27 protein-coding genes are annotated in these 24,806 nt (G+C 37.0%); all 27 read right to left on the reverse strand.

Features of this window, described 5'->3' with window-relative positions; translation table 11 throughout:
* Positions 1 to 2: 2 nt before the first annotated feature.
* The 27 genes from ATZ99_RS10875 to ATZ99_RS11000 all read right to left on the reverse strand — a co-directional run bounded on the left by ATZ99_RS10875 (position 3) and on the right by ATZ99_RS11000 (position 24,581).
* A complete protein-coding gene (locus tag ATZ99_RS10875) occupies positions 3 to 866 on the reverse strand; it encodes a response regulator (protein ID WP_068749259.1) in 864 nt (287 codons plus the stop codon).
* Entirely contained in the window at positions 856 to 2,211 is a 1,356-nt protein-coding gene (locus tag ATZ99_RS10880; RefSeq protein ID WP_245641387.1) for a sensor histidine kinase, read from the reverse strand. The genes ATZ99_RS10875 and ATZ99_RS10880 overlap by 11 nt, the downstream gene beginning before the upstream one ends.
* Positions 2,212 to 2,322: 111 nt before the next feature.
* Positions 2,323 to 2,817: a EutP/PduV family microcompartment system protein gene (locus ATZ99_RS10885; protein ID WP_222927117.1), complete on the reverse strand. Its 495-nt coding sequence runs from the start codon at positions 2,815 to 2,817 to the stop codon at positions 2,323 to 2,325.
* 36 nt (positions 2,818 to 2,853) lie between these two features.
* Positions 2,854 to 3,939, reverse strand: a complete 1,086-nt coding sequence (gene eutH, locus ATZ99_RS10890; RefSeq protein WP_068749260.1) for an ethanolamine utilization protein EutH — start codon at positions 3,937 to 3,939, stop codon at positions 2,854 to 2,856.
* Between the two features lie 37 nt (positions 3,940 to 3,976).
* Positions 3,977 to 4,267: an ethanolamine utilization microcompartment protein EutM gene (gene eutM, locus ATZ99_RS10895; RefSeq protein ID WP_068749261.1), complete on the reverse strand. Its 291-nt coding sequence runs from the start codon at positions 4,265 to 4,267 to the stop codon at positions 3,977 to 3,979.
* Between the two features lie 47 nt (positions 4,268 to 4,314).
* Positions 4,315 to 5,193 (reverse strand): ethanolamine ammonia-lyase subunit EutC, encoded by an 879-nt coding sequence (gene eutC, locus ATZ99_RS10900; protein ID WP_068749262.1) that lies wholly within the window; start codon positions 5,191 to 5,193, stop codon positions 4,315 to 4,317.
* Positions 5,194 to 5,198: 5 nt separating this feature from the next.
* Positions 5,199 to 6,584, reverse strand: a complete 1,386-nt coding sequence (locus ATZ99_RS10905; protein WP_068749263.1) for an ethanolamine ammonia-lyase subunit EutB — start codon at positions 6,582 to 6,584, stop codon at positions 5,199 to 5,201.
* Entirely contained in the window at positions 6,568 to 6,858 is a 291-nt protein-coding gene (locus ATZ99_RS10910) for a hypothetical protein (protein ID WP_068749264.1), read from the reverse strand. The genes ATZ99_RS10905 and ATZ99_RS10910 overlap by 17 nt, the downstream gene beginning before the upstream one ends.
* 28 nt (positions 6,859 to 6,886) lie before the next feature.
* Entirely contained in the window at positions 6,887 to 7,444 is a 558-nt protein-coding gene (locus ATZ99_RS10915; RefSeq protein ID WP_068749265.1) for a BMC domain-containing protein, read from the reverse strand.
* A gap of 3 nt (positions 7,445 to 7,447) precedes the next feature.
* Entirely contained in the window at positions 7,448 to 8,770 is a 1,323-nt protein-coding gene (locus ATZ99_RS10920) for a 4Fe-4S dicluster domain-containing protein (protein ID WP_245641388.1), read from the reverse strand.
* Between the two features lie 28 nt (positions 8,771 to 8,798).
* Positions 8,799 to 9,062, reverse strand: coding sequence for a EutN/CcmL family microcompartment protein (locus tag ATZ99_RS10925; RefSeq protein WP_068749267.1), 264 nt, complete (start codon positions 9,060 to 9,062; stop codon positions 8,799 to 8,801).
* A complete protein-coding gene (locus tag ATZ99_RS10930; protein WP_068749268.1) occupies positions 9,063 to 9,881 on the reverse strand; it encodes a flavoprotein in 819 nt (272 codons plus the stop codon).
* A complete protein-coding gene (gene eutJ, locus ATZ99_RS10935) occupies positions 9,844 to 10,713 on the reverse strand; it encodes an ethanolamine utilization protein EutJ (protein ID WP_068749269.1) in 870 nt (289 codons plus the stop codon). The genes ATZ99_RS10930 and eutJ overlap by 38 nt, the downstream gene beginning before the upstream one ends.
* Before the next feature lies 1 nt (position 10,714).
* Complete coding sequence (locus ATZ99_RS10940) at positions 10,715 to 11,350, reverse strand: phosphate propanoyltransferase (protein ID WP_068749270.1); 636 nt, start codon at positions 11,348 to 11,350, stop codon at positions 10,715 to 10,717.
* A 2-nt stretch (positions 11,351 to 11,352) separates the two neighbouring features.
* Positions 11,353 to 12,162: a hypothetical protein gene (locus tag ATZ99_RS10945; protein WP_068749271.1), complete on the reverse strand. Its 810-nt coding sequence runs from the start codon at positions 12,160 to 12,162 to the stop codon at positions 11,353 to 11,355.
* 28 nt (positions 12,163 to 12,190) lie between these two features.
* On the reverse strand, positions 12,191 to 12,502 hold the full coding sequence (gene eutM / locus ATZ99_RS10950; RefSeq protein WP_068749272.1) for an ethanolamine utilization microcompartment protein EutM: 312 nt from the start codon (positions 12,500 to 12,502) through the stop codon (positions 12,191 to 12,193).
* Between the two features lie 18 nt (positions 12,503 to 12,520).
* Positions 12,521 to 13,990 carry an acetaldehyde dehydrogenase (acetylating) gene (locus ATZ99_RS10955; protein WP_068749273.1) on the reverse strand — a complete coding sequence of 490 codons (1,470 nt, stop codon included), beginning with the start codon at positions 13,988 to 13,990 and terminating at the stop codon, positions 12,521 to 12,523.
* 6 nt (positions 13,991 to 13,996) lie between these two features.
* Positions 13,997 to 14,794, reverse strand: coding sequence for a BMC domain-containing protein (locus ATZ99_RS12250; RefSeq protein WP_068749274.1), 798 nt, complete (start codon positions 14,792 to 14,794; stop codon positions 13,997 to 13,999).
* 11 nt (positions 14,795 to 14,805) lie between these two features.
* The gene (gene eutL, locus ATZ99_RS10965) at positions 14,806 to 15,462 is read right to left on the reverse strand and encodes an ethanolamine utilization microcompartment protein EutL (protein WP_068749275.1); all 657 of its coding nucleotides are present in this window, start codon (positions 15,460 to 15,462) and stop codon (positions 14,806 to 14,808) included.
* A 22-nt stretch (positions 15,463 to 15,484) separates the two neighbouring features.
* Positions 15,485 to 16,402 carry an ethanolamine ammonia-lyase subunit EutC gene (eutC, locus tag ATZ99_RS10970; RefSeq protein ID WP_068749276.1) on the reverse strand — a complete coding sequence of 306 codons (918 nt, stop codon included), beginning with the start codon at positions 16,400 to 16,402 and terminating at the stop codon, positions 15,485 to 15,487.
* Between the two features lie 12 nt (positions 16,403 to 16,414).
* Complete coding sequence (locus tag ATZ99_RS10975) at positions 16,415 to 17,779, reverse strand: ethanolamine ammonia-lyase subunit EutB (protein WP_068749277.1); 1,365 nt, start codon at positions 17,777 to 17,779, stop codon at positions 16,415 to 16,417.
* A gap of 30 nt (positions 17,780 to 17,809) precedes the next feature.
* Entirely contained in the window at positions 17,810 to 19,258 is a 1,449-nt protein-coding gene (locus tag ATZ99_RS10980) for an ethanolamine ammonia-lyase reactivating factor EutA (RefSeq protein ID WP_068749278.1), read from the reverse strand.
* 162 nt (positions 19,259 to 19,420) lie between these two features.
* Complete coding sequence (locus tag ATZ99_RS10985; RefSeq protein WP_068749279.1) at positions 19,421 to 20,011, reverse strand: ANTAR domain-containing response regulator; 591 nt, start codon at positions 20,009 to 20,011, stop codon at positions 19,421 to 19,423.
* 20 nt (positions 20,012 to 20,031) lie between these two features.
* Positions 20,032 to 21,474: a sensor histidine kinase gene (locus ATZ99_RS10990; RefSeq protein ID WP_068749280.1), complete on the reverse strand. Its 1,443-nt coding sequence runs from the start codon at positions 21,472 to 21,474 to the stop codon at positions 20,032 to 20,034.
* 16 nt (positions 21,475 to 21,490) lie between these two features.
* Positions 21,491 to 21,871, reverse strand: a complete 381-nt coding sequence (gene eutS / locus ATZ99_RS10995) for an ethanolamine utilization microcompartment protein EutS (RefSeq protein WP_281178190.1) — start codon at positions 21,869 to 21,871, stop codon at positions 21,491 to 21,493.
* A gap of 162 nt (positions 21,872 to 22,033) precedes the next feature.
* Positions 22,034 to 22,180: an LDCC motif putative metal-binding protein gene (locus ATZ99_RS12255; protein ID WP_342669125.1), complete on the reverse strand. Its 147-nt coding sequence runs from the start codon at positions 22,178 to 22,180 to the stop codon at positions 22,034 to 22,036.
* Between the two features lies 1 nt (position 22,181).
* Positions 22,182 to 24,581 carry a heavy metal translocating P-type ATPase gene (locus tag ATZ99_RS11000; RefSeq protein ID WP_068749281.1) on the reverse strand — a complete coding sequence of 800 codons (2,400 nt, stop codon included), beginning with the start codon at positions 24,579 to 24,581 and terminating at the stop codon, positions 22,182 to 22,184.
* Positions 24,582 to 24,806 lie beyond the last annotated feature (225 nt).

Genomic DNA, 24,806 nt, shown 5'->3' on the forward strand with positions numbered 1-24,806 from the left:
TATTAATTTAATAGCAACATAAAACCTTCCAAAAATTTTTTAACATTTACTTTCCCTCTTTCCTTAGTTCTGCCTTTTAAAAAATCCATTTCCTTTCTAACCTCTTTATATTCAAATAAAATATTTGCATATCTTAAAAGCTGTTCGTTGTCGTAATTTTCCATTCCCTGCATTGCAAGGTTGCTCAGGGCTTTGGAAATAGCCCTCCTCATCCTCATTTCAATTGCCTTTATATCGCTGGATTTTTTGGAACCCGTATTTTCGTAATAGTCGCTTAAAAACTGATATATCTCCTGCATGCCAAGATTATTTCGCTTAATATAATCGTAGTTCTCCAGTAATATTTTAATATCCTCGGCTCCGGTTTCTGCGAGAATCCCTATGTCCGCCAAAATGTAGTCTATTCTTTTAGGCGATGGGCATTTCCCCTCTTCAACTTTTTTATTTTCCACTATTGCAACGGTCTCTTTTATCTTATTCAAGGTATTTTTCATTTTGATAAGCTCTTCCACCTTGGATATTACCTTAACGGTTTCCATTACATTTATGGGCTTTTTAATGAAAAATTCTATCCCGCTTTCATAAGCCTTGCCCACCATGCTCTTTGTTTCCACCTGGGAAATCATAATAAAATAGGTATTTAAAGCCCTCTCTTTCGCTTCCCTTACTATTTCCACCCCATCTTTGCCGGGAAGTAAAAGGTCTATTAGTACAATGTCGGGCTTTACGGATAGGATTTTTTTGAAGGCTTCTTCCCCCTCTTCCGCTTCCGCCACAATTTCTCCTAAGCGGTAATTCTCCACAATTCCCGATAAGATCCTCCTAATTGCCTTATCGTCGTCCACCACCATTATCTTAAACTCCAAAGGATCCACTCTCCTTTTTAATCCTGGAAAAATACCTTTCATCATAGGGGATTTCTATAAAAAAGGTTGTACCCTTTTGTCTTGCCGTTTTTACTTCCACCTTGCCTTCCATTTCTTCCACCAAGTTTTTTACATGAGTGAGTCCCAACCCCGTAGAAAGTTCCCCATTTTCCAGCATTTTCGTAGAAAAGCCCGGGTCAAAAATAAAAGGCAGGTCCTTTTTATCTATACCGTATCCATTATCACTGACGGTTATAAAAATCTTATTATTATTTTCATCAAGATTTACGCTAACATTTATAATTCCTCTTTCATTATCTACGGCATCCAAAGCATTTGAAATTAAATTGCCTATTATTGATAAAAAAACAAAATAATTTTTTATTATAAAGTTTTTATTATACCGCAATTTCAGCTGAATCTTTTTGTCATAAGTTTTCATCCATCTTTCGGTGTTAATTTTAATCACATCAAAAAGTGAATTTAACGACATTCCGTCTTTTTCTTCGTCGGGGATTATCTGAGAAAATCCCGAGCTTATCCTCAGGTAATCCTTTTTTATTTCATGAATTTCCTTTGCCAGATTCAACGCCCTCTTTTTAATCCTGAAAATTTCTTCTCCACTTACCTGGCCGCCCAGCTTGTTGTATATTTCATAGCTTTCCTTCATCGCATTTTCCAAATCCATTGTGGATTTCTTTAAATAAACAAGCTCGGCCTTTAGCTGGGATAAGAGATCCAAAAGTTCCGCATACCTTCTTTCATGTTCTTCCTTTAAAGCAATGTTTTTATATCTTTCCAGCAGCCAGTAAAGGGAAAAAGTGATTATAGCCCTTAAAATACCTACCCCAACTAAAAAGGTAAATATCTCCTGAAAGTATTTTAAGCTGAGCTCCCTTCTTATCATAAGCTCTACTATATTTCCTGTAATATCGGCTAAGCTCATAGCAGCGACGAAGTTGACGGGCAGGGTGATTAAATCTCTTATCTTCATTAACCTTAAAATTATACCGTAAGCAAAATAAAACATCATCGCAGGGAAATGCACCTGAACGGCTACTTCAATTGAAAAACCTTTTACCAGTATTCCGAGAATTACTCTGAAAACGAAGACAGTAACCCCCGCAAATAAAATAAGCAGCATTTCTTCTATATCTTTAAAATATAAAATTAAAAAGGAAATCCCTACAACGCCTATGGTAAAGCGAAAAGGTGTTCCGAAGGGATAAAAATATACTTCTCCGAGAATGGCGGTAAGCCAGCCGGCAATTAATAGCTCCTTTTTATACTGAATTATTGTTTTAATCATTTTTTCTGCAAAAAAGCCTTCCTGCGCTTTTTTCAAACATTGTCCCTCCCGATAACACTTTATATAAAAAATTGCGGGCATCCTTATCTATTATACTTCAATTTTTATCTTTAAAAAATATCAAAAAAACACCGGCATCTTTGCCGGTTAGATAAAGGACTTTAATAATTTATGATTTTTTATTAATTTTTCTATGCAATACATACCTTCTTTTGTTTTAGCTGATACCAAAAAAATATTTTTTTCATCTATACCTGCGTCGATGAGAAATTTTTTTGATCTTTCAATATTAGAGCTCTCCAAATCAATTTTATTGATGATACCATAAATTGGTATATTAAAAATGTTACAGAAACCTGGCGGTACTGACGGTCTATCTGATGTAGAATCTTGAACCACAAAAATTAAACAAGCTTCAAGAGCAGTATTAATGACAATATAATTAAATCTTCTTATTTCAATATATTCCCCCGGAATATCAATAAACCTTCCCTTAAACTCAATCATCTGCGTTTTTTTAACATTTTTTCTTTCTCCCAATAATGCACTTATAAAAGTTGATTTTCCAGCCCCGCTCGGACCTAAAACAATTATTTTATCTTTATTATTGTCTAACATATATTTTACTATTTCATAAAACATAAAGCCCCGATTTACAGGGCTTTATGTTTTATTTATTTATATAACTGCTTTGTCCCGCGGGGCAAACAAGCTTGCAACCATTATTGCTGTAACACCTGCAACGAGCTTTCCTACTATCATCGGGAAAATCATTTCCTTTGCAACACCTGCAGTAAAACCTAAGTGATCACCAAAGGTAAAGGCTGCGCTTACCGCAAAAGCTACATTGAGAATCTTTCCTCTATAATCCATATCCTGCATTATCTGAAACATAGGTATATTGTTTGCAAGAGTAGCAACCATGCCTGCTGCTGCTATATCATTCATACCAAGGGTTTTACCAAGAGACATCAGCGGCTTTTTAAATACCTTCGTTATAAAATGCACCATTGGAAACGCTCCTGCAAGCATAATAGCGATAGAACCTATTATCTGAATACCATCCCATATTGAAGCCATACCAGGTATTACAACTATGCCTGTAAGGGTTTCAATTATTATCGCAGCAAGGCCTATTGTAATCATTATCACAACACCTTTACCAAAGGCATTGAAACCCGATATCATTTTATTTGGAATCTTCCAAAGTCCTAATGCAATTAACAGTGAAACGATGATAATTGGAATAAGGTTGCTCAATACCATGCCCAATGGGTACCCTGCCACAAGGCCACCCACAAAACATCCTATTGGTATTGTAATCATACCCGCTAATATACCTGTTGCAAGAGCTTTATGATCCTCTTTTTTAATAATACCCAAGGCTACAGGAATCGAAAAAACTATTGTAGGACCCATCATGGAGCCAAGGATAATACCAGCAAATAAACCTGCTTCCTTTGTTTGAGCAAGCTGCATAGCGAGAGGATAGCCCCCCATGTCGCATGCAAGAAGGGTTGTTGCAAACATAGCAGGGTCGGCTCCTAAAGCAGAATAAATAGGAACAATTACGGGTTTTAAAATTTTTGCCAAAACAGGAGCCAAAGAAACAACACCAACCATTGCAAGTGCCAATGGCCCCATAGCGTTAAAACCTTCTTCAAATTTTTCACCAAACCCGTATTTATTGCCCAAAATTCTGTCTATAGCGCCAATTGCCATAAAAACAACCATTATATCAACGATAATTTGGTTGATACTCAAAATAATTGCCTCCTTCCTTTAAAATTATTTAAAACTATTACTCCTCTTTATTAAGTTTTGGCAATATATATTCCACATCTGTGTGAGGTCTTGGTATTACATGAACGGCAATTAATTCACCAACTCTTTGAGCAGCTGCAGCTCCTGCATCAGTAGCAGCTTTTACCGCTCCTACATCACCTCTTACCATAACCGTTACAAGACCACCACCCACATGTTCTTTCCCGATAAGATATACATTTGCTGCTTTTACCATAGCATCGGCAGCCTCAATAGCACCTACTAAACCTTTGGTTTCTATCATCCCCAATGCAATTTGTTCTGCCATAAGAAATTACCCCCTTCTTATTTATTAATTTTTTATATTTTGTTAATTTATATTATTAAATCTATTCCGCTTTTTTGTTGTTCAAATATTTTTTTGACAATTCCGGCTACATGAGCACCCGCTTCAATGGGAGCAAGTCCTTTATCGTGAATATTGGAAACCACATTTCTCTCTGACTCTACCGTATTTTTTCTTGGTCTCCAGCACAAATAAGCACTCATGCTTTTTGCCGTAACTAAACCAGGCCTTTCTCCTATTAACTCTACTACAACATCAGGTTTTAATACTTCTCCTACATCGTTCATAACCGGAACTCTCCCATATTTTATGAAAAAGGGCTTCCCAATGGTTAACCCATACGATTTAATACCTTCCATAAAGGATGCTAAAAAATCGCCTACATTCTCCTCTATAGCTTTTGAACTTAATCCATCCACTACTATCACTTGAACATTCGGAGTTTCTGGACAATTTTCTTTTATCGTCCTTTTTGCTTCCTCGGAAAGTATTTTCCCTAAATCCGGCCTTGTTAAATATTCATCTTTGTTTTTTACAACAGTTGAAACGGAAAAAAGGTTCATTTTTTCTAAGAAAGCTTCGGAGACTTCGCTGAAAACAGAATCCATAGCAGCTGCATGGTCTGCTCTAAACCTGAGCCACGGTATTGTAAGGTATCTCGGCCCACTACGTCCAAGGCATATCCTTGCCGGTGTTGATTTTTTTAGATTCTTTAGAGCTTCTTCATTTAAAGGATTTTTTATGAAGATTTTATCGTATAAGCTGTACTCAGTTATATCTGAAAATTCCTTTACTTCTTCCTTTAGTTCAAGTTCTTCTTTTTTACTTATACATTCCTCTTTCTTATTTAATTCTTCGATAACTTGATTAACAATTTTTTCTATCAGGGAAGAGTCGTAGTTAATCAATATTCTCACCTCCTCCCCAAAGGTTTTATTTTAAAGAATATTGAGGGATCACCAGCTATTTCCGTCAATTTTCCATCCTTCATTATGCCCATCTCTTCCAACCATCTTTCAAATTCAGGAGCCGGGCGCAATCCCAACAATTCTCTTAAAGTTGCATCGTCATGATAGCTGGTATCCTGATAGCTTAACATACAGTCATCGCTTCCCGGTACCCCCATATAGTAGTTTGCTCCAGCCATTGCTAAAAGCATTATGGCATTTTCCTGATCGTTTTGATCCGCTTTCATGTGGTTAGTATAGCAGGGAGCCATACCCATCGGTAACCCTAAAAGTTTCCCCATAAAATGATCTTCAAGGCTTGCTCTAATAACCTGCCTTCCATCATATAATGTTTCAGGCCCAATAAAACCAGAAACGTTATTTACCATAAAAGGCTTATATCTCCTTGCAAAACCATATGTTCTCGCTTCTAAAGTCTGCATATCAGCGCCGAGGTGAGCCCCAAGGGATAGCTCCGAGCCCTGCCCTGTTTCAAAATACATTAAATTAGGTCCACCTGCGCATCCCTTTTTATTAATCATTTCAAAAGCTTCATCTAAAAGCTTAGCTGTAATCCCAAACTCTCTATTGCATCTTTCTGTTCCAGCAATACTTTGAAAAAATACGTCTACCTTTGCCCCCGCTTCTACCGCTTTCATTTGTGTGGTTATATGAGATAAAACACAGTTTTGAGTTGGAATAGCCCATTCTTCTATAAAATCGTGAGTAACATTCATCAATTTTATTGTATTTTCTAAAGTATCTTCATTTGGGTTTATACCAATAACCGCATCTCCTGAGCCATAAGATAGTCCTTCCATGATAGAAGCCATTATCCCTTCAACACTATCGTTAGGGTGATTAGGTTGTATTCTAAAAGAAAGGGTACCTGGCAATCCAATTGTTGTGCGTGCAGTTGTAATTATTTTAATTTTGCTTGCAGCATACACAAGGTCCATATTTGACATAATCTTAGCTACTGCAGCAGCCATTTCTGCAGTTAAACCCGGAGAAATCCTTTTAATATCCTCTCCTGTTGTTTTATGGCTTAATATATACTCTCTCAACTCCATAACTGTCATGTTTTTTATTTTGTTATACACTCCCTCCGAAAGACCATCATCGATTACCCTTGTAACCTCATCTTCCTCATAGGGGATTACAGGGTTTTTTCTCAAATCTTCAAGGGTAAGCTCGCTCAAAACCCTTTTTGCTGCAATCCTTTCTTCATTGCTTTCTGCAGCGATACCTGCTAAAATATCTCCCGACTTCTCTTCACTTGCCTTTGCAAGAACCTCTTTTACACTTTTAAACACATAGGTCCTTCCAAAAAGTTTAGTCTTCAACTGCAACGTTCTTCCCCCCTTTCTCGCTTAATTTTTTTCTTATTAATTCCAAAATTTTATTACATAATTTTTCGTCTGTTATGCCGTTTTTTATGCAGACTTTTTCTAAATAATTTTTTAATTCGTAGTCATCATCCAGCCTTATCACTTTAATACTCGCACTTTTTATTAAATCCATTGCACCGGGAAGTATTATAGTGTCTTTGGAAATAAATAATACCCTGCTTCCTTCGTAAAAACACTTTTCTACATCCTTCTTCGTCAGAACACTTTTACCCACCGAGAGATCACCTCCCCGGAATAATAAATTAAATCAACTTACATAAAACGTCCTCAGAAATATATGGGATTACTGCAAAGTTTAGCATCATCCCTTCATCCTTTATTTTATCTCTTCCAGCATTTACCGCCGATTCTACAGCGCTGACATCTCCTATCATTGTTACAAAAGATTTTCCTCCCAATCCAACCGCAGGCCTCACTTCTATCAGCTGCACCCCACCTGCTTTTACAGCCGCATCCGCTGCATAAATACAAGCTGTCACACTAAAGGTCTCTATCACCCCAAGTGCCCATTGCCTATCGTAATACTTTATTTCTGAAGTCCCTTCAAGGGCTAAAAGAACATTTTCATGCACATTTGGTATTACAACACTGTCGACCCTAAATTCTCCAAGAATACCTTCCCCTCTTTCAACCGAACTATTTACAGCCTCTACATCTCCTCCAATTAAAATTAAGAATTTCCCGGGGCATATGGTTTTTGCTATAAATAATTTTACGGGTGCCTGTTTTACCATTCCGTCCGCTGCCTCAATACCTCTTGCAATACTGGTGGACTCTACTATTCCTATTGCCTTGCTCATTTACTATTCCTCCCCCTTTATTACGATAAAATCTTCCGTAACTTTTACTGCGATTCCTGTAATGCTGGCGTGGATATTAGCCCCCAGAACATTGTCGTCTACTTTTGCTACAATGTCGCTTTCCTTTACTCTATCTCCTTTTTGTATAACCGGTACCGCTTTTGCTCCAATATGCTGCTTTGTAAGTATTTTTACTTCACCTGCTTTCAATTTTTCATCTATGAATTCCGGATGCTTATCATATTTTTCTATTCCCAGCTTTACCTTAAGCCTCGATGTTGGAATTCTCCTCAATTCTCTGTTTTCCCTTGCAAAAAACTCTTTTTTATCCGTAGAGTATTTTATGCCTTTTTTTGCAAAAACACTCTTTAAGTGCTGATTTACCCTTCTCGGAGATAAACCCTGTGGGCAAGAATATATCTCACATACTCCGCATTCCGAACATATCAGCGCATTTTTTAAAAATCTATCGTCCAAGTTGAAGGCTAAGGAAATCATAATCTTGTGAGGTTCTAAATCATGGCCCAAAAGGTATCTCGGGCATTGGTCAGTACAGTATCTGCACTGGATGCAGCAGGTACGTGCTTTTCTTAAAATTTGTTCAATCGAAAGAATTTTTTTGCTAACACCAGGATGACTTTTTTCAAAAACCAAAATTCCTCCGCTGGTTTTTGTTATCACATCATCCTGTGATATAATTTTACCCATTACTGGGCCACCATCTATCAAAACCTTATCCTCATATTCAATCTCGAGTTTTTCTAAAATACTGCTTACTTTTATTCCAATAGGAACTTTTACCGTCACAGGCTTTTTTACATCACCAGCAATTGTAATAAATTTTTCAGTAACAGGTTTATCTTCAAATAATGCATTATATACGTTGTAAACCGTTTCAACATTGTTCACTACAGATCCAACCATCAGCGGAATACCGCCCGGGGGGACTACCTTATTGGTTATCTCATAAACCAGAACCTGTTCATCACCAGCAGGATAGAAATCCCCGGCAAAAAAGGTTTTTATATTATAGCCGTCAGCAACAATAACATCTTCTATCCCTTTTAAAATCTCCCTGTATTTGCCCTTAACTCCAATATAGGCTTCTTTTGAATTGGTGTATTCCTTTAATGCTTTCAGACCCTTTACAACCTTTTCCGGAAATCTCATCAAAATTTCTTTGGTTACCCATAAAAGGGGTTCGCATTCGATGCCATTTATTATATAATAATCTATCCCTTCTCTTTTTAATTTTGCATAAGTTGGAAACCCTGCTCCTCCCGCTCCAACAACACCTTTATCTTTTAAAATTTTCGTCAATTCCATTTCCAATTTTGATCATCCCCAAACCTATTTATTCTATTTCCATAGAATCAACAATGCCTATTACCGCAGCATCTATGGGAATAATCTCATCAGATACCTTCCTTGCAGAGCTGCCCGTAGTTACTATTACATATTCACCAATTCCCGCTCCTATATTATCAACAGCCACAAAAGCATTTCCCACAGGATTTTTATTTTCATCCACCTGCTTTACCACCAAAAGCTTTTGCCCTTTCATGTTTTCTTCTTTCCTCGTAGCCCAAACATTTCCTATGACCTTTGCTATTAACATTTACTTCACCATCCACTCTATTGTAATCTTATAATCCTTTATCATATCCTTAGCAGAAGGGGTGATTATACATTTATTCGGCAAAATAATCTTTCTAATACCTTCTTTGTATAGTTTCTGTATCGTTTCTCCTGTAATCAATTTTAAATCCATCGAAATTTCTGTCTTTTCTTTTTCTGCTGTTTTCTCCTTCTTTTTACATACTATCTCATCACTACCATTGATATTTTCTACCTCATCAAAAATATTTTCTGCTCTACAGAACCTTATCCCAAAATTCTTTAATGTCTGCAGTATACTTTTAATCAATTTAGAATATTCTTCAGGCATTGAATTACAAGGTATAGAGTCTTCGCAAGCCAAAATTTTTTTACCTGCTATTATAGAAACAGCAGCAGCCTCTGAAGCAATAGTATCTCTAATTCCGTATGCGATTTTTGCTGCAGTATTTTGGGTCAAAGTTGGAAGAATAACAAGCTTAGACTCGTTAATAACTTTATACAAATTTTGGGGAACTATTTCTTCAAACTGTATGTTTTCTTTAAACTCTTTTATAGGTAATACTTGTTTTGAAGCCTCTGAAAAAACCGCAAAAAGTTTATATTTCTCCCTTAATTTTTTTAGTCCCTCTAATACAGAATCCAGTGAACCTGTTCCACCAGTAAATACAATCAATATACCCTCTGGTTTTTCTTCTTTATTGCCTTTTTCTTCCTTTTCTAATATTTCCTTTTCGTAAACCTTCTTCAATACTTCAGAAACAATCTTTTTAACTATCTCATCAATATATTTTTGTTCCTCTTCCTTCAAAATCTCCATATTCTTTCACCCCTATACAGCTTAAAGCAATTCCCACTGGGGTTACATAAAAGGGATTAATAGGTTTATAAACGGGAAGGTCTATTTCCTTTGAAATAATATCCTCTATCCCATCTAAACAGCAGGTGCCCCCAACCAAATACACCGCATCTACTTTGAAACCCCTTATATGTCTTCTTATTATTTCTGCCACTTTTTGTATACAAGGTTTTACAAGGGCTATAACCTCTTTCTTGTTAAACGGGTCTTTTTTAAATTCTTCAGCCTCTTCAAAACTTATCTTTTTTGCTCCTGCTATTACTAATGAAAAATGTGTGCCGCCAGTCGGCTCATCGGCTGTGTAAACAACTTCGCCGTTTTTTACAACAGCAATTCCAGTTGTACCTCCTCCTATATCCACAACAGCGCCGTCGCTTATATTTAAAACATAATTTGCCGCAGTGGGTTCATCCACCATATTTAAAACTTCAAACCCAGCGCCTTCAGTAACATAGAAGTGAGATTTTACTACCGATTTACCCGTCTCAGGAGGGTAAGCAGCTGCGGCTTTCAAAAGTTCTGTATTTAGTCTCTCCTCTATGTTTGCCTTGAGTTCCTTTACTATGCGCATGGCTCCTGTAAAATCAACTACAACACCGTCTTTGACAACCTGAGCAAATTTATAAGCACCTGCAACAGGTTTACCTGTTGAATCAACAACCATCAAAACAACATAGGCAGTACCCAAATCCACTCCAGTAAACAATTCACCCGAATAACTTTGCGGCACTTTCACACATTTCTCGGCATCCAGCAAAATTTTTTTGACTCTATCGCTAAAAATTGAGCTCAAATCAAATTCCTCCTATCTCCATATAAACAACATCATTGTTTTTTATTCCAAGGGCATTTGCTTCTTCAACATCTAAATGACATTCCAAAGCAAATTGTTCATCTACCCTTATTAGCACGTCGCCGAGAATGCCCCGTCTTGGACCAGAATCAAACCTAATCCTTACTAATTGTAAATCCTTCACTCCATATTTTTCTGCATCCTCTGGTGTCATATGTATATGCCTTTGTGCTACTATAACTCCTTCTTCCATCTTTATAAATCCCTTAGGCCCTATGACTAGTACCCCAGGGGTTCCTTCATGTTTTCCCGAATCTCTGACTATAGGATTTATGCCTAAGTGATAGCAGTCTGAAATTGAAAGCTCTACCTGACACTTTTTTCTTTCAGGTCCAACCACTCTAACCGCATCGAATTGACCCTTTGGACCTATAATTTTTACCACTTCTTCTGCTGCAAATTGTCCCGGCTGTCCTAAATACTTTTTCACAGTTAGCGGTTTTCCTCCAAACAATATTTCTTTTGCTTCTTTGCTTAAATGTATATGCCTATTTGAAACCGTTACAGGGACAGGGACTCTGTTTATATACGATATTATCTCCTGTGTTATCTTGGAAACTAATATTTCCTGGGACATCTTCATCCCTCCGATTTATTATACCTGCCAGCCTTCAACCAACACATCATAATATAAACTGCGCTGCTCAATCTATTTAAAACTTTTATTATATCCTCTCTTTCAAGACCTTCATTAGGGTCATAGAAAGCTTCGCACGCAGCCAATTCGGTTTCTCTGATTTTGGTTCTTATTAAATTAAGTTCTGCCATTAATTCACCCATCTTATAATCAGGCATAAAATGTTCTATACCAATTGATGCTCTGGGATTTTGAGAAATCCTCCTTATTTCATCTTCTTTAAAGCCGAAAAGGTTTAAATCCTCTACTGGTTCTGAAAGAACTTCGGCCCTCATAAGCCTTCTTACCACTTTTAAAACCTCATCTAAATCTTCTACAAGTTTTTTCATCTTATTTTTTTCTGCAATTGTCTGAGCCCTAATAATGAAGGCTTCCAATGAATCTATTCTTCCTCTTAATTTAATTCTTGGATGTACCTTAGGGACCAATTTATTCCCGTATAAATGAGTAAAACTCTCAGGTTTTTCATTTGTTTTTACAGCTCCTACTAAAATTTCATATCTTCCCGAACTACCACCAGCGTCCCCTTCTTTTTTACTGCTTTTCTCAGCTTTTTGTTCCTCTTTCAGATCTACATCATGACTTTTTTCCTTAATGCTGTCAACTTCTCCAAAAACCAGTTCAATCTTATTTTCATTAAGATAACTCTTGGCCGCTGGGGTTAAGATGGTTCCCGGTGAAACTAAAAATCTGTTCACCGGGCCCATCTTTTTTAACTCATTCCTTATGTCAAACTCCGTTAATACCTTCATCTTCACACCCCCAGCTCATTTAGGATTTTTATTTAGTGGGGTCGTATCCACTTTCCTTTTTCACATTAGGTAGTATATACTCTACATCAGGATGTGGTCTTGGAATTACATGGACAGAAATCAATTCTCCCACCCTTGACGCTGCCGCTGCACCTGCATCAGTTGCCGCTTTTACAGCTCCTACATCTCCCCTAACCATAACCGTTACAAGTCCACCTCCGACTTTTTCTTTACCTATAAGTGTTACATTTGCTGCTTTTACCATCGCATCTGCCGCCTCAATTGCAGCCACCAAGCCTTTTGTTTCAATCATTCCCAAAGCAATTTGTCCACCGTTCATTTTAAAACCCCCTCACTTTTAAAAATTTATTTTTTTTAATACCTCTTCCACAATCTTTTTAATCACTTCTGGATTTACTTCTTCAGTTTTTTCAATTGCCTTTGCGCCATAAAGCTCTGCCTTTAATTCCCCAAGGCTACGCACTCCATAAGCTAACCGTTTAATATTCATTAAATGCATTGGCCCTATATTATCTGATGTGGCGTTTCCTCCCCATGTTCCGCAACCAAGTGTCAGAGAAGGCACCAATCCTGTTGTCGCCCCAATTGCTCCGAAGGAGGAAGGTTGATTCACAAGAATTCTGAAAGCTGGTTTTTCTAATGCAAATTTCTTTACAATTTCATCGTTATTTGAATGAATAGACATGGTATGCCCCATACCACCGAGCTCTAAAAGTTCAATGCAGAGCATGCATGCTTCTTTCCAATCTTCAACCTCATAATAAGCTAGTATAGGGCTCAGTTTTTCCTTTGATAAAGGATATTGTTTACCTACTCCGGAAAGAGGAGCCAATAAGACTTTTGTTTCTTTTGGAACTTTTATACCGGCATTTTCCGCTATGCTTACTGCTGATTTACCAACTATAGCGGGATTCAAACTTCCATCAGGTCTAAAGGCATACTTTTCTAACTTATAGATTTCCTCAGGGTTTAAAATTACCCCTCTCATCTCAATAAAGATTCTTTTCACTTCATCTGCAATGCATTTTTCGCAAATCACCGATTGTTCAGAAGCACAAATTGTACCGTTGTCAAAGGTTTTACTCTCTATAATGGCTTTTACTGCGTCTTTAACATTTGCGCTCCTTTCAATATATGCAGGGACATTTCCAGGACCAACACCATATGCAGGTTTTCCTGAACTATATGCAGCTTTCACCATATCTGAACCGCCGGTAGCCAATATTAAATTTACATCAGGGTGTTTCATTAATGCTTGAGTTGCTTCCAAGGTTGGAGTGGATATACAGCCCAATATTCCTTCTGGTGCTCCTGCCCTTACTGCAGCTTTATGCAGTATTTCAACTGCTTGAGAGGTGCAATCAGCTGCCCTGGGATGTGGGCTAAAAACTATAGCGTTCCTTGCTTTTACAGAGATCAAAGATTTGAATATGGCTGTAGACGTGGGATTTGTGGTAGGAGTCAATCCTGCAATAACACCTACAGGTTCTGCAATTTCACACACCTTGTTTACTTCATCTATTTTAATAAATCCTACCGTCTTCAAGTCTTTTATAGCTTCATATACCCTTTTGGCAGCAAATAGATTTTTAATTACCTTGTGTTCATATACCCCAATGTCCGTTTCTTCTACAGCTACTCTTGCAAGCCAGTCTGAAGCTGCTGCAGCTTCTTCAGACATCGCTTTAACTATTTCATCAATTTTTTCCTGGGGATAGGTGTCTAGAATCTTTTGTGCTTCCTTGGCTTTTGCTACTAAATTCCTCACTTCCTGTATTGCTAAAAGATCCTTATCTATTTTTATCATCCTTTTCTACACCTCCTTACTGAAATATTTTATTAATAGTTCTAATATTTCACTCTTTCTCATTGAATCTACTTTTTCTCCCCTTATTTCTTTCCCTAAAAGTTCTTTTGCAACCCTCCTGAGATTCTTTGCACTTAATTTATCAATACTATTGTTTTGTTCTAAAATGCTTTTTAATTGCTCATTTTTTAATAATTCCTTTATTTTATTTGTTATTCCAGTTAAGTCCGTTTCTTCTAATTTTTCTACTTTCTCATTTTTTTCGGTATTTTCTCTATTTTTGATATCTTTTCTTATATCAGTATCGTCAGGTATCTTTTCATCTTGCAAACCTTCCATTTCCTTTTCAGTTACTACCTCATTTTCTTCTTTTTTATAATTATCAATAACTTCTTTTGTTTCTAAATCTTCAACTACATTCTCTTCTCTTTTAAACTCCTTATTTTGTTCATCTTCTTCCTTCTTTTCTTCCTTCATTGTCTCTTTTACTTCTGTCTTCTCTTCAATCATATATTCATATTTATTCTGTACTTTCCCGTCGATAATAACAATTGAATTTTCATCCATCCTCGGTATTATATTAAAACTTATAGCTTTCCCTATTTTTTTTGCTGCAGCAAAGCCTGTATCTACCGCAGCTTTTACAGCACCTACATCTCCCGTGATTATTGTAGTAACCAAACCTCCAGTAGTATATCTAAAAGCATACAATTTGACATTAGCAGCTTTTAATGCTGCGTCGGTCGCTTCAATTGCTGGAACCAATCCGTAGGTTTCTATAAAACCGAAAGCTTTATTTTCCATTACCTTCTCCCCTAATATCTTTTGGGATATTTAGCAACTTCCATAACCGCCGCTGCAAAAGCATCACACGCTGCTTTACATGCAGATTGTGAACCTGTCAAATGCCCACCAGCAAAGTTTGTTTCACTCGGAGGTCCAAAGAATGAAGTCAACTTAACTTCTGCTGCTTTTATTGCAGCATCAAGTGCATACATGGCTTCAATAGGTGGCGCTATCAAGTAAGCTATAGGTGAACCTTCTGGTATATTATTTATTTTTGAAAGATAAGAACCTGTTCTTGAAATACATTGAGCATAAAAAGCAATTTGTCCTTCTTCATCTGCAGCCCAAAAACAAGCATCATTTTCTATGCAATCAATAGCTGCATTCAATCCACTTTTCACTTCTGCAGGATTGGGCCCCGCCAATATACCTATGAACTCACCCGACAAGGGTCCCGAAGCATGAGCCGCACCTGCATAGAAAGACCTTGCATATACCACTTCAACATCAGCTTTTTTCGTTGCTTCATCTACTGCCGTATAACCTACATCATCAATGGTTACGGTAAGCATCCCAATACTCCTATGTTCGGGTTTTAAATTTAATTCTTTTTTCATGTATTCGTTTACATTGGGAATTAATTTAACAGCCAATACCTGAGCCTTTATGGGTTTAAAACCGTACATTTTGAAACCCCCTTTTCTTTTTTTATAAATTCATTAATTTTACGCCGCTGGCTTTTGCATCGTATATCTTTTTTACAATACCCGCTACATGGGCACCCGCTTCAACAGGAGGCAGGCCTCCATCATGAATATTAGAAACGAGCATCCTGTCAGACTCTATTGTATTTTTATTGGGTTTATAGCACATATAAGCACTCATGCTCTTCGCTGTAACCAAACCCGGCCTTTCCCCTATCAATTCAACAAGGACCTCAGGTTGTAGCAATTCGCCCACTTCATCCATTACAGCTACTCTGCCATACTTTATAAAGAAAGGTTTACCAATACTTAATCCATAACCTTTAAGGGCTTGTAAAAACGATGGTATGAAATCCTTGGCATTAGCTTCGATTGCTGTAGAGCTCAACCCATCAACAACTATCAATTGAACCTGCGGTGATTTGGGGCACTCTTTCAAAATTTTTTCTTTTGCTTCCTCAGAAAGTTTTCTTCCAAGATCAGGTCTTGTCAAATATTCATCCTTATCTTTAACAACCGTTTGAACAGTAAACAATCCCAATTCTTCGATGAATTTAGGATCTACATCTTTCATAACAGCATCCTTTGCAGCTGCAAGATCCGCTCTGAATCTTAACCATGGTTCAACTTTATACCTTGCTCCCGCTCTCCAAAGACCTATTCTAGCAGGCGTATTCTTCTTAATCCTCATTAATCCTTCTTTATCAAAGGGTTCAGGTATAAGTGCCCACTCTTCTAATTTTATTTCATTGAGATCCGGTAGATACTGTTCTTCACAAACACTTTCATTTTTCTTTTGTGATGAGACACATTCTCTTTCTTTTAAGATATCTGTCTTATTTTCTTTCTTCTCCATATTTATGAGGTTTAATTCTTTAAGTACACTTTCTACAATTCCCTGTACGTCTTTTTCGCTTAACATCCTTTTACCCCCCTATTTCAAAAATATGGTGGGATCGCCTGCTTTGGAGGTTAGTCTGCCGTCTTTCATTAAACCCATATTCTCCATCCATTTTTCAAATTCAGGAGCAGGTCTTAATTTTAATGCCTCTCTTAATGCAGCTACATCATGATAGCTAGTGCATTGATAATTTAGCATTATGTCATCTCCCATAGGAACTCCCATGAAATAATTGCATCCTGCTGCTGTGAGCAAAACAGCAAGATTTTCCACATCGTTTTGATCAGCTTTCATATGGTTTGTATAACAGGCATCGCACCCCATTGGAATACCTGTCAATTTCCCCATAAAGTGGTCTTCTAACCCGGCTCGTATTACCTGTTTGCTGTCATATAGATATTCAGGCCCTATAAATCCTACTACCGTATTTACTAATAGCGGGTTATACCGTTTTGCCAAGCCGTAACATCTTGCTTCCATAGTTACCTGATCTGCCCCATGATGAGCATCAGCTGAAAGCTCAGAACCCTGTCCTGTCTCAAAATACATCAGATTGGGCCCTTTACCTGTGCTGTATCTTTTTATTAGTTCATGAGCCTCATCAAGCATGCTTACCGAAATACCAAAGGCTTCATTGCCTTTCTGGCTTCCTGCAATGCTCTGGAATATTACGCCAACTGGCGCCCCTTGACGTATGCATTTTATTTGTGTTGTCACGTGGGCAAGAACACTGTGCTGTGCAGGAATTTTCCATTTCTCAATAAACTCATACAAAGCCCATAACAATCTGCTGACATTGTCTACATCATCTATACAAGGATTAATTCCTATTACCGCATCCCCAATACCAAAGCTCAATCCCTCCATTACCTCTGCTATTATTCCATCTATATTATCCGTTGGATGGTTTGGCTGTAACCTTGCAGAAAGAGTTCCTGGAAGTCCAAGGGTGGTATTGCAGTGAGAAACTCTGCGTATTTTGGAAGCTCCGTATATTAAATCCAAATTTGAACTTATTTTTGCAACCGCTGCTACCATTTCACTGGTTAATCCTTGGCTTATACAATCAATATCATCAGAAGTTGTTTTATCGTCCAATATGTATTCTTTTAATTGACCTGCTGTCCAACTTTTTATCTTGCTGTAAACATGCTCATTCACCTGGTCCTGTATTACCCTCGTTACCTCATCTTCTTCATAAGGTACCACGGGATTATTTCTTAAATCCTCAAGGGTTAAATTTGATAGAACGTATTTTGCTGCTATTCTTTCCTCTTCAGAATTGGCTGCAATCCCTGCCAAAATATCTCCTGATTTTTCTTCATTTGCTTTGGCAAGAACTTCTTTTACATCTTTAAAGCAGTAAACTGTTCCCCTTACCTTTGCCTTTAAAATCACAGAAAACAACCCCCCTTTAAGCTTTATTGTTTAATGAGAAAAAACCAACGTTTTCAAAATAACAGGTACTACACTACCGCTATACAAAGGCTCTCCTATATCGATATAATCACCCTCCTTTACTGAAATTTCATCTATTGAAATAACTTCATATAGATTGCCGCCAAGATTTTTCAAAATACTTCCTAAAGCTTTTCCAATATCTTCCTCACAAGCTACAACAATGGGCCCCGGTATATTAGAAATTCTAACTGCTGCAAATAGCGCTTCTGCTAAATTTTTAACTTTTTCAAAATTTACATTTTCTAAATCCGGTATAAGTAATGCTGGTATAAGATGCCCTTCTGCATTTTTGAAGGTTTCCAATTTTTTCTTTACTCCTTCTATAAGTTCAGCTTTACTCCCATGAGGATCATCAACTTTCACTACAGGTATATTTTTCAAAGGAAGCACCTTTGAATCTGATATATATATGGTAGATCCGCTCAACTCAGTTGTATGTACTCCCGCTCCTATGACCGTGGCGTAAATAGTCTCCATGGGTTTTATTACTTCATAGGGAAGCTTCGAGATATTTCTTTTTAATTCCATTGCAAGCAATGGACCTATATCTTGGTATCTTGTTACCCATAATACATCATTAGAATAATCATCTTCGTAAAATAATCTGCCTACCCCCCCAGAAAAAGTGACTGCATCAATTTTTAAATTTTCCTTCGGTAAAGGCCCTATTGCTAATTTTTCTGCAAGAGAATTCGGTCTAAAAAGTAGAATGCTTATTAAAGATTCTGCTAACATCCCTGCAATTTTAATTAGATCATTTAAACCAAGCTTATCGTTTTTTTTGACCTTAAAGCCTCCTTCATCTAAAACGATTTGTCCGTAATTTGAAACCTCCGTTAATTTTACGTCTTTGTAATCTGATGACAATTTGATTAGCCTTCCCCCTATATTGGCACAAAAGGTGGTTAACAGCTTTCCTTCATTAAAAACAGAGATGTTTGTAGTTCCTCCTCCTATATCCACATTGCAAACGCTTTTTTTCGTTTTAGAAGATAAATTCGCTGCTCCTGCTCCTAAGCCCGCGAGATAGGCTTCTAAATTAGGTCCAGCAGTCGCAACTACAAATGTTCCCGCTAACTTTGAAATGGCATCTAAAATATTCTCTGCATTTTCTTTTCTTGCAGTCTCTCCAGTTATTATCACTGCACCTGTTTTTATTTCAGAAGGAGAAATTTTGGCTTTTTTATACTCTTCTTCAATAAGCTTTTTTAGATTTATAAAATCAATGGTCTTTTCATCAATTAAAGGTGTAAAATAGACGTTACTTCTATATATGATATTTTTTTCAACTATTTCTATTTTAGGTGCACTAAACCCACCTGCAACATTTTTTATTTTGAGTTTACTTATAACCAAAGACGTTGTTGAAGTTCCTATATCTATACCTACGCTTAATATTTCCTCTACACTCGCCACACTTAATCTCCTTTCTGTTAAAAACAAAAGCCCCACCAGCATGGTTTAAGACCATGCCCGATGGGGCTTCATTGCCCAAAAGAGACACCATTGTCTCTTTTTATATATTTAGCTGATTACTATTATAAAGGTACTTTTTAATTTTTGCAATATTTTATTTTTTTATATTTTCATGATTTCGTCGAATTTGTTATTAATTATTATGTATTTTGCTATTTCTACCATATTTTTTCTAAAGTCCATGCTTAATTTTTGCATTTTTTTATAAGCCTCTTTTTCACTTAATTTGTATTTTTCCATTATAATTCCCTTTGCTATTTCAATAATTTTTCTGCTTTCCAATTTATTTTTTAATTCATTATTTTCTTCTTTTAATTTTTTATAACTGGACCATTTTGCAATAGCCATATTTAATGCAGGTAAAATATCCTCTTCCTTAATCGGTTTTACCAAATATCCAAAAATACCTACTACAGAAGAAGCTTCCTCAACAAGCTCATATTGGCTATATGCTGTAAGCAATACAACAGGACATATCTCTTCTTCATTAATTATTTTAGCAGCCTCCAATCCATCTATACTGCCAGGCATCTTTATATCCATTAAAACCACATCTGGTCTTAAATTCCTCGCCAGATTCACAGCAGTTTCTCCATCAGATGCTTCACCCACTATTATGCAATGTTTCTCTTGTAGCATTTCCCTTATATCCATCCTTATTATAGGTTCATCATCTACAATTAAGACCCGCATAATACCCCTTCCTTATTTTTTCAAAATCCTACATACTGCAATTTATTTATTAAAGGGAATTTAATTTCTACCATAGCGCCATTATTATTTTTAATATTTATAAAACCTCTCAGGTCCTCTTCTACCAAGGTTTTTATAATGCTTAGACCTAAATTTTTTGATTTATCAAGGGAAAAATCGCTATTGAAGCCTATACCATCATCTTGAACCAATAAATATATTTCATTATTTCTCTCTTTAACCCTTATTATAATTTCTCCCTCGTTTTTCCCAACAAAAGCATGCTCCATAGCATTATGTATTAGTTCATTTATAATAAGTGCTATAGAAGTAGCCTGTCTTGAAGTAAGCTTTATAAGTTGACAATCTATTTTTATACTTATATTTTTATGAGGGTCGGTCATAAACGAAATCATTTCCACTATTTTGCTTATTACATTATTTATATCCACTAATTCCATCTCTTCTTTTGATAAAATGTCGTGTACTACAGCAATACTTAGAATCCTGCTTATACTATCATTAAAAGATTTTCTTGCCTTTCTTGATTTAACCCTTCTTGCCTGTATTCTTAACAAACTCGCAACAGTTTGAAGATTATTTTTTATTCTATGATGTATCTCTTTCATTACCAACGATTGCAGCATCAATTCCCTTTCCTTTATCCTTATTTCAGTTATATCTCTTATCAGCATCAATGCACCTGCTGTTTCATCAGAACTATTTAATGGTATTGAAGTTATTGCTAGATTTAATCCATTTATTTGAGATTCCATATACATTTGCTCCGCAATAAAATCACTTCTAACACCTAATTCAGGAATTATTTCAGTAATTCTTTTATCTTTCAACTCTTCTCCTAAAAAACCTATTCTATTAAATAAATCCCTCGCAGCATTGTTATAATAGGTAATCGCACCGTTTTTGTTGACAATTAAAAGTCCATCGGGAAGAATATCAGAAATTCTTCCTTCAGCAAAAGCTAATTTAAAAAGGGTTTCAGAAAGGTGTTCCGTCGTTTCTATCAGGTCCTTTACCTTTTTCTCCTGAAAAACCTGCTCGGTTATATCCTGTTCCATTATAAGCGTTCCTATGGTTCTTCCGGTTTTAGAAGTAATTGGGACTACACTTTGTTTTATCGGTACACCTTCCTGGCTTATACCCCTCATTCCTATTGTAGGCAGACCCGTTTGTTGAGTTCTAATTACCGCAGGTTCATTTTGTTTTAGAGCTAATTGACCAACTACTGAAAAACGGTAAAGGGATTTGGCCGTTCGTGGTTTTGCTTCAGCGACAACAATAGCTGCATCCGGATCTTTTGTTATGCTATCTATGAAAATATCCGCCTGAGTTAAATCTGCTACAATTTGAAGAACCTCCGAAAGTCTCTCTACAACTTTTATTTCTTCCTGATTTAAATCGCTAAATTTTTTACATAATTCTTCTATATGCTTTTGAATCATATTCTTCACCCGCTTATCAACTTTTTGTAATCTGGGCAGGTGTAAAACCCATAGCATCTGATAAAAACCTCAACACTTCTTTTAATGCAGCCTCAACAGCAGCAACATCTCCATTTATTACTAACGATCCGCTAAATCTATCTAAAAAACCAATTTCTACACAAGAAGATTTTATTGCAATATCCGCAGCGATAATAGCACCTTCACCTGGTGTTATCGTCAAAATACCCAAAGCACCTTTAGGATCTAAGCCCAATTTTCTATATAAGGATATATCGGGACTCGCTATTAAATGAGCCAATGTAATTTGTTTTCCCGGTACATATTCTTGGATAATTCTCTGTTTATCCATCATTTCCTCCAAATTATATTTTTTTATTTTTATATTATTCTTCATTTTTTCTATAATTCCTCTTTTTAGATTTTAAATATTTTTATAAATCTCAATATATTTTATTCTTTGCAACTAAATGTATTTACATAAAAAATTGTAATAAATAAAATAAGCAAAACAATAAAAGCCATCCCGCAATTGTAAATTACGAGATGGCTCAAATTTTTACTTTTGTTCTCTTTTAAAACTTTCTCTATGCTCATTATTGTTTTTTATGCGATTTTCTTTGGGGCGGTGTAATTCGCAGCAGTCCATTTTTTTACCCGCAAATTCTTTTTCATTTGCCTTTGCCAGGTTATCTAATAATAAAATTTTAAGGTTTAAACCTTCTAAGCCTCAGGGCATTGGTTACAACGGAAACCGAACTGAAGGCCATTGCTCCCCCGGCTATGGCAGGGCTTAAATATCCCAGTGCAGCAAAGGGAATACCCAGGGTATTATAGATAAATGCCCAGAAGAGGTTTTGTTTGATATTTCGCATGGTTGCGCGGCTCAGCTTTATTGCCGTAACAATCCCTTTAAGGTCACCGCTCATAAGCGTAATATCAGCCGCTTCGATGGCCACATCGGTCCCCGTACCTATCGCAATTCCAACGTCCGCGGCAGCCAGTGCAGGAGCGTCATTGATACCGTCTCCTACCATCGCGGTAATTTTGCCCTGCTTCTTTAATCTTTCGACTTCTTCCGCCTTATGTTCAGGAAGCACCTCTGCCAGTACGTTTTCAATTCCCACCTGACGTGCTATCGCTTTTGCCGTGCGTTCATTGTCGCCGGTTATCATCCATACTTCTATGCCCATTTTTTTCAGCTCTTCAATAACTTTTTTAGAATTTTCTTTTACCGTATCAGCTACTGCCAGAATACCTTCAACTATACCATCTACTGCCATTATCATTACCGTCTTACCCTCATTTTCAAGCTTTTCCATCAGCTCTTTAACACCTTCAAAAGAAATGCTTTTTGCCGTCATGAGCCTTCTGTTGCCGAGATAAACTTCTTTTCCTCTTATTTTTACATATATTCCATGCCCCGGTATTGCCTCAAAATCTTCAGGATCGGAAAGTTCCATCCCTTTTTCCCTCGCCCTGGTTACTATCGCCTCGCCCAGCGGATGCTCGGAATTTTTCTCCGCTATCGCCGCGAATTTAAGAATTTCATCTTCCTTTAAACTTCCTACCGAAATTACATCCGTCACTTCAGGTTTTCCCTTGGTAATTGTGCCGGTCTTATCGAGAATCAATGCTTTTATCCTGTGGGCTCTTTCAAGATGTTCCCCGCCTTTAATAAGCACTCCGTATTCGGCACCTTTCCCGGTACCTACCATCACCGAGGTAGGAGTAGCAAGCCCAAGGGCACAGGGGCAAGCTATTACAAGAACCGATACCGCATTTATAAGGCCTGCGGTAAAATTATGGAAAACAAAATTCCAAACTGCAAAAGTCACTAAAGTAATAAATATTACCGCCGGAACAAAAACTCCTGCAATGCTATCAGCTAATTTTTGAATGGGCGCTTTTGAACCCTGGGCTTCTTCGACCAGCTTTACTATTTGTGAAAGCACGGTATCCTTGCCAACTTTTGTGGCTTTAAACTTGAAAGTGCCCATTTTATTTATGGTAGCTCCTATTACTTGATCCCCCGCCTTTTTCTCAGCCGGAATGCTTTCGCCGGTAATCATTGATTCGTCAACAGCAGAATAACCTTCTATAATAACACCATCCACCGGTATTTTTTCTCCCGGCCTTACTACAATTACATCGCCCACTTCCACCTGTTCTACCGGTATTTCTATTTCTTGATTATTTCTAATTACCCTGGCGGTTTTAGGCTGTAAACCCATCAATTTTCTTATCGCTTCAGAGGTCTTGCCTTTAGCTACTGCTTCCAAATATTTTCCCAGGGTAATTAGAGTAATAATAACGGCAGAGGCTTCAAAGTAAAGGTGGTAATGAATCTTTTCCATGGGAAGGACAAAAATGTTGTATAAGCTATAAAAATATGCGGCACTGGTACCCATTGCTATTAAAACATCCATATTTGCCGATCCGTTTTTTAGGGTATGAAAGGCTCCCCGGTAATATCTGTAGCCTATAATAAATTGCACGGGAGTAGCAAGCAATACTTGAAACCAGGGATTGTCAAGAATTCCTCCATGCCAGCCCATTACCCTGAATACCATGGAAAGTAGAAGTGGAACGGTAAGTATGGAAGAAGTTATAACCAGCCTTCCCAGGGAGGTTATTTCTTTTTCTCTTTCCTGTTTTTCCCTGTCCTTGTCTTTTTCTCTCTTTTCATAAGCATCGTAGCCCAGATCCCTGACAGTATTTATCAGGTTTTTTACTTCGGTAGCACCATCTAAGTACTCTACTACAGCGGTTTCTGCAGCAAAATTCACGGAGGCTTTAACTACTCCGGGAGTTTTTGCCAGAGCTTTTTCAATGCGCGCAGCACAGGAGGCGCAGTGCATATTTTTTAGGACTAATTCAACCTTTGTGGATAAAACATCGTAACCAAGATCCCTTATTTTCTGAATAAAATCCGCTACCGATACCTCCCGGGGGTTATACAAAATGCTTGCTTTTTCTGCTGCAAAATTAATACTTGCTTCTTTTACCCCCGACATCTTTGAGAGGGCTTTTTCTATCCGTGCTGCACATGAGGTACAGGTCATCCCTTTTATTCTGATATTAATTTTTCTTTCTGCAACTTCCATATAGTCCCCTCCCGATTCATATAGATATACCCTACCGGGGTATCTGTACTAATTATATTATTTCACCAAAAAAATGTCAACAATTATATTATCAAAATTGTAGTTATTCTGTGATAATGTCATCTTAAAATTTCTCAGTGAAAATGTCACTCACTGTGGTAAAATGAAAGGATGATATTATCAATGAATCCAGAAGAAAGAAATAAGCTTTACGTAGCTCGTTCT

It is taken from the genome of Thermovenabulum gondwanense, from assembly GCF_001601575.1.
Lineage (GTDB): Bacteria > Bacillota > Thermosediminibacteria > Thermosediminibacterales > Thermosediminibacteraceae > Thermovenabulum > Thermovenabulum gondwanense.

Coding starts and splice junctions, on each gene's coding strand:
- ATZ99_RS10885 (WP_222927117.1), bottom strand. CDS start 2,817: ATGTTTTATGAAATAGTAAAATATATGTTAGACAATAATAAAGATAAA.
- eutM (WP_068749261.1), bottom strand. CDS start 4,267: ATGGCAGAACAAATTGCATTGGGGATGATAGAAACCAAAGGTTTAGTA.
- ATZ99_RS10915 (WP_068749265.1), bottom strand. CDS start 7,444: ATGAGCAAGGCAATAGGAATAGTAGAGTCCACCAGTATTGCAAGAGGT.
- ATZ99_RS10920 (WP_245641388.1), bottom strand. CDS start 8,770: ATGGAATTGACGAAAATTTTAAAAGATAAAGGTGTTGTTGGAGCGGGA.
- ATZ99_RS10925 (WP_068749267.1), bottom strand. CDS start 9,062: ATGTTAATAGCAAAGGTCATAGGAAATGTTTGGGCTACGAGGAAAGAA.
- ATZ99_RS10930 (WP_068749268.1), bottom strand. CDS start 9,881: ATGGAGATTTTGAAGGAAGAGGAACAAAAATATATTGATGAGATAGTT.
- ATZ99_RS10940 (WP_068749270.1), bottom strand. CDS start 11,350: ATGTCCCAGGAAATATTAGTTTCCAAGATAACACAGGAGATAATATCG.
- ATZ99_RS10945 (WP_068749271.1), bottom strand. CDS start 12,162: ATGAAGGTATTAACGGAGTTTGACATAAGGAATGAGTTAAAAAAGATG.
- eutM (WP_068749272.1), bottom strand. CDS start 12,502: ATGAACGGTGGACAAATTGCTTTGGGAATGATTGAAACAAAAGGCTTG.
- ATZ99_RS10955 (WP_068749273.1), bottom strand. CDS start 13,990: ATGATAAAAATAGATAAGGATCTTTTAGCAATACAGGAAGTGAGGAAT.
- ATZ99_RS12250 (WP_068749274.1), bottom strand. CDS start 14,794: ATGGAAAATAAAGCTTTCGGTTTTATAGAAACCTACGGATTGGTTCCA.
- eutL (WP_068749275.1), bottom strand. CDS start 15,462: ATGTACGGTTTTAAACCCATAAAGGCTCAGGTATTGGCTGTTAAATTA.
- eutC (WP_068749276.1), bottom strand. CDS start 16,402: ATGTTAAGCGAAAAAGACGTACAGGGAATTGTAGAAAGTGTACTTAAA.
- ATZ99_RS10985 (WP_068749279.1), bottom strand. CDS start 20,011: ATGCGGGTCTTAATTGTAGATGATGAACCTATAATAAGGATGGATATA.
- ATZ99_RS10990 (WP_068749280.1), bottom strand. CDS start 21,474: ATGATTCAAAAGCATATAGAAGAATTATGTAAAAAATTTAGCGATTTA.
- eutS (WP_281178190.1), bottom strand. CDS start 21,871: ATGAAGAATAATATAAAAATAAAAAAATATAATTTGGAGGAAATGATG.
- ATZ99_RS11000 (WP_068749281.1), bottom strand. CDS start 24,581: ATGGAAGTTGCAGAAAGAAAAATTAATATCAGAATAAAAGGGATGACC.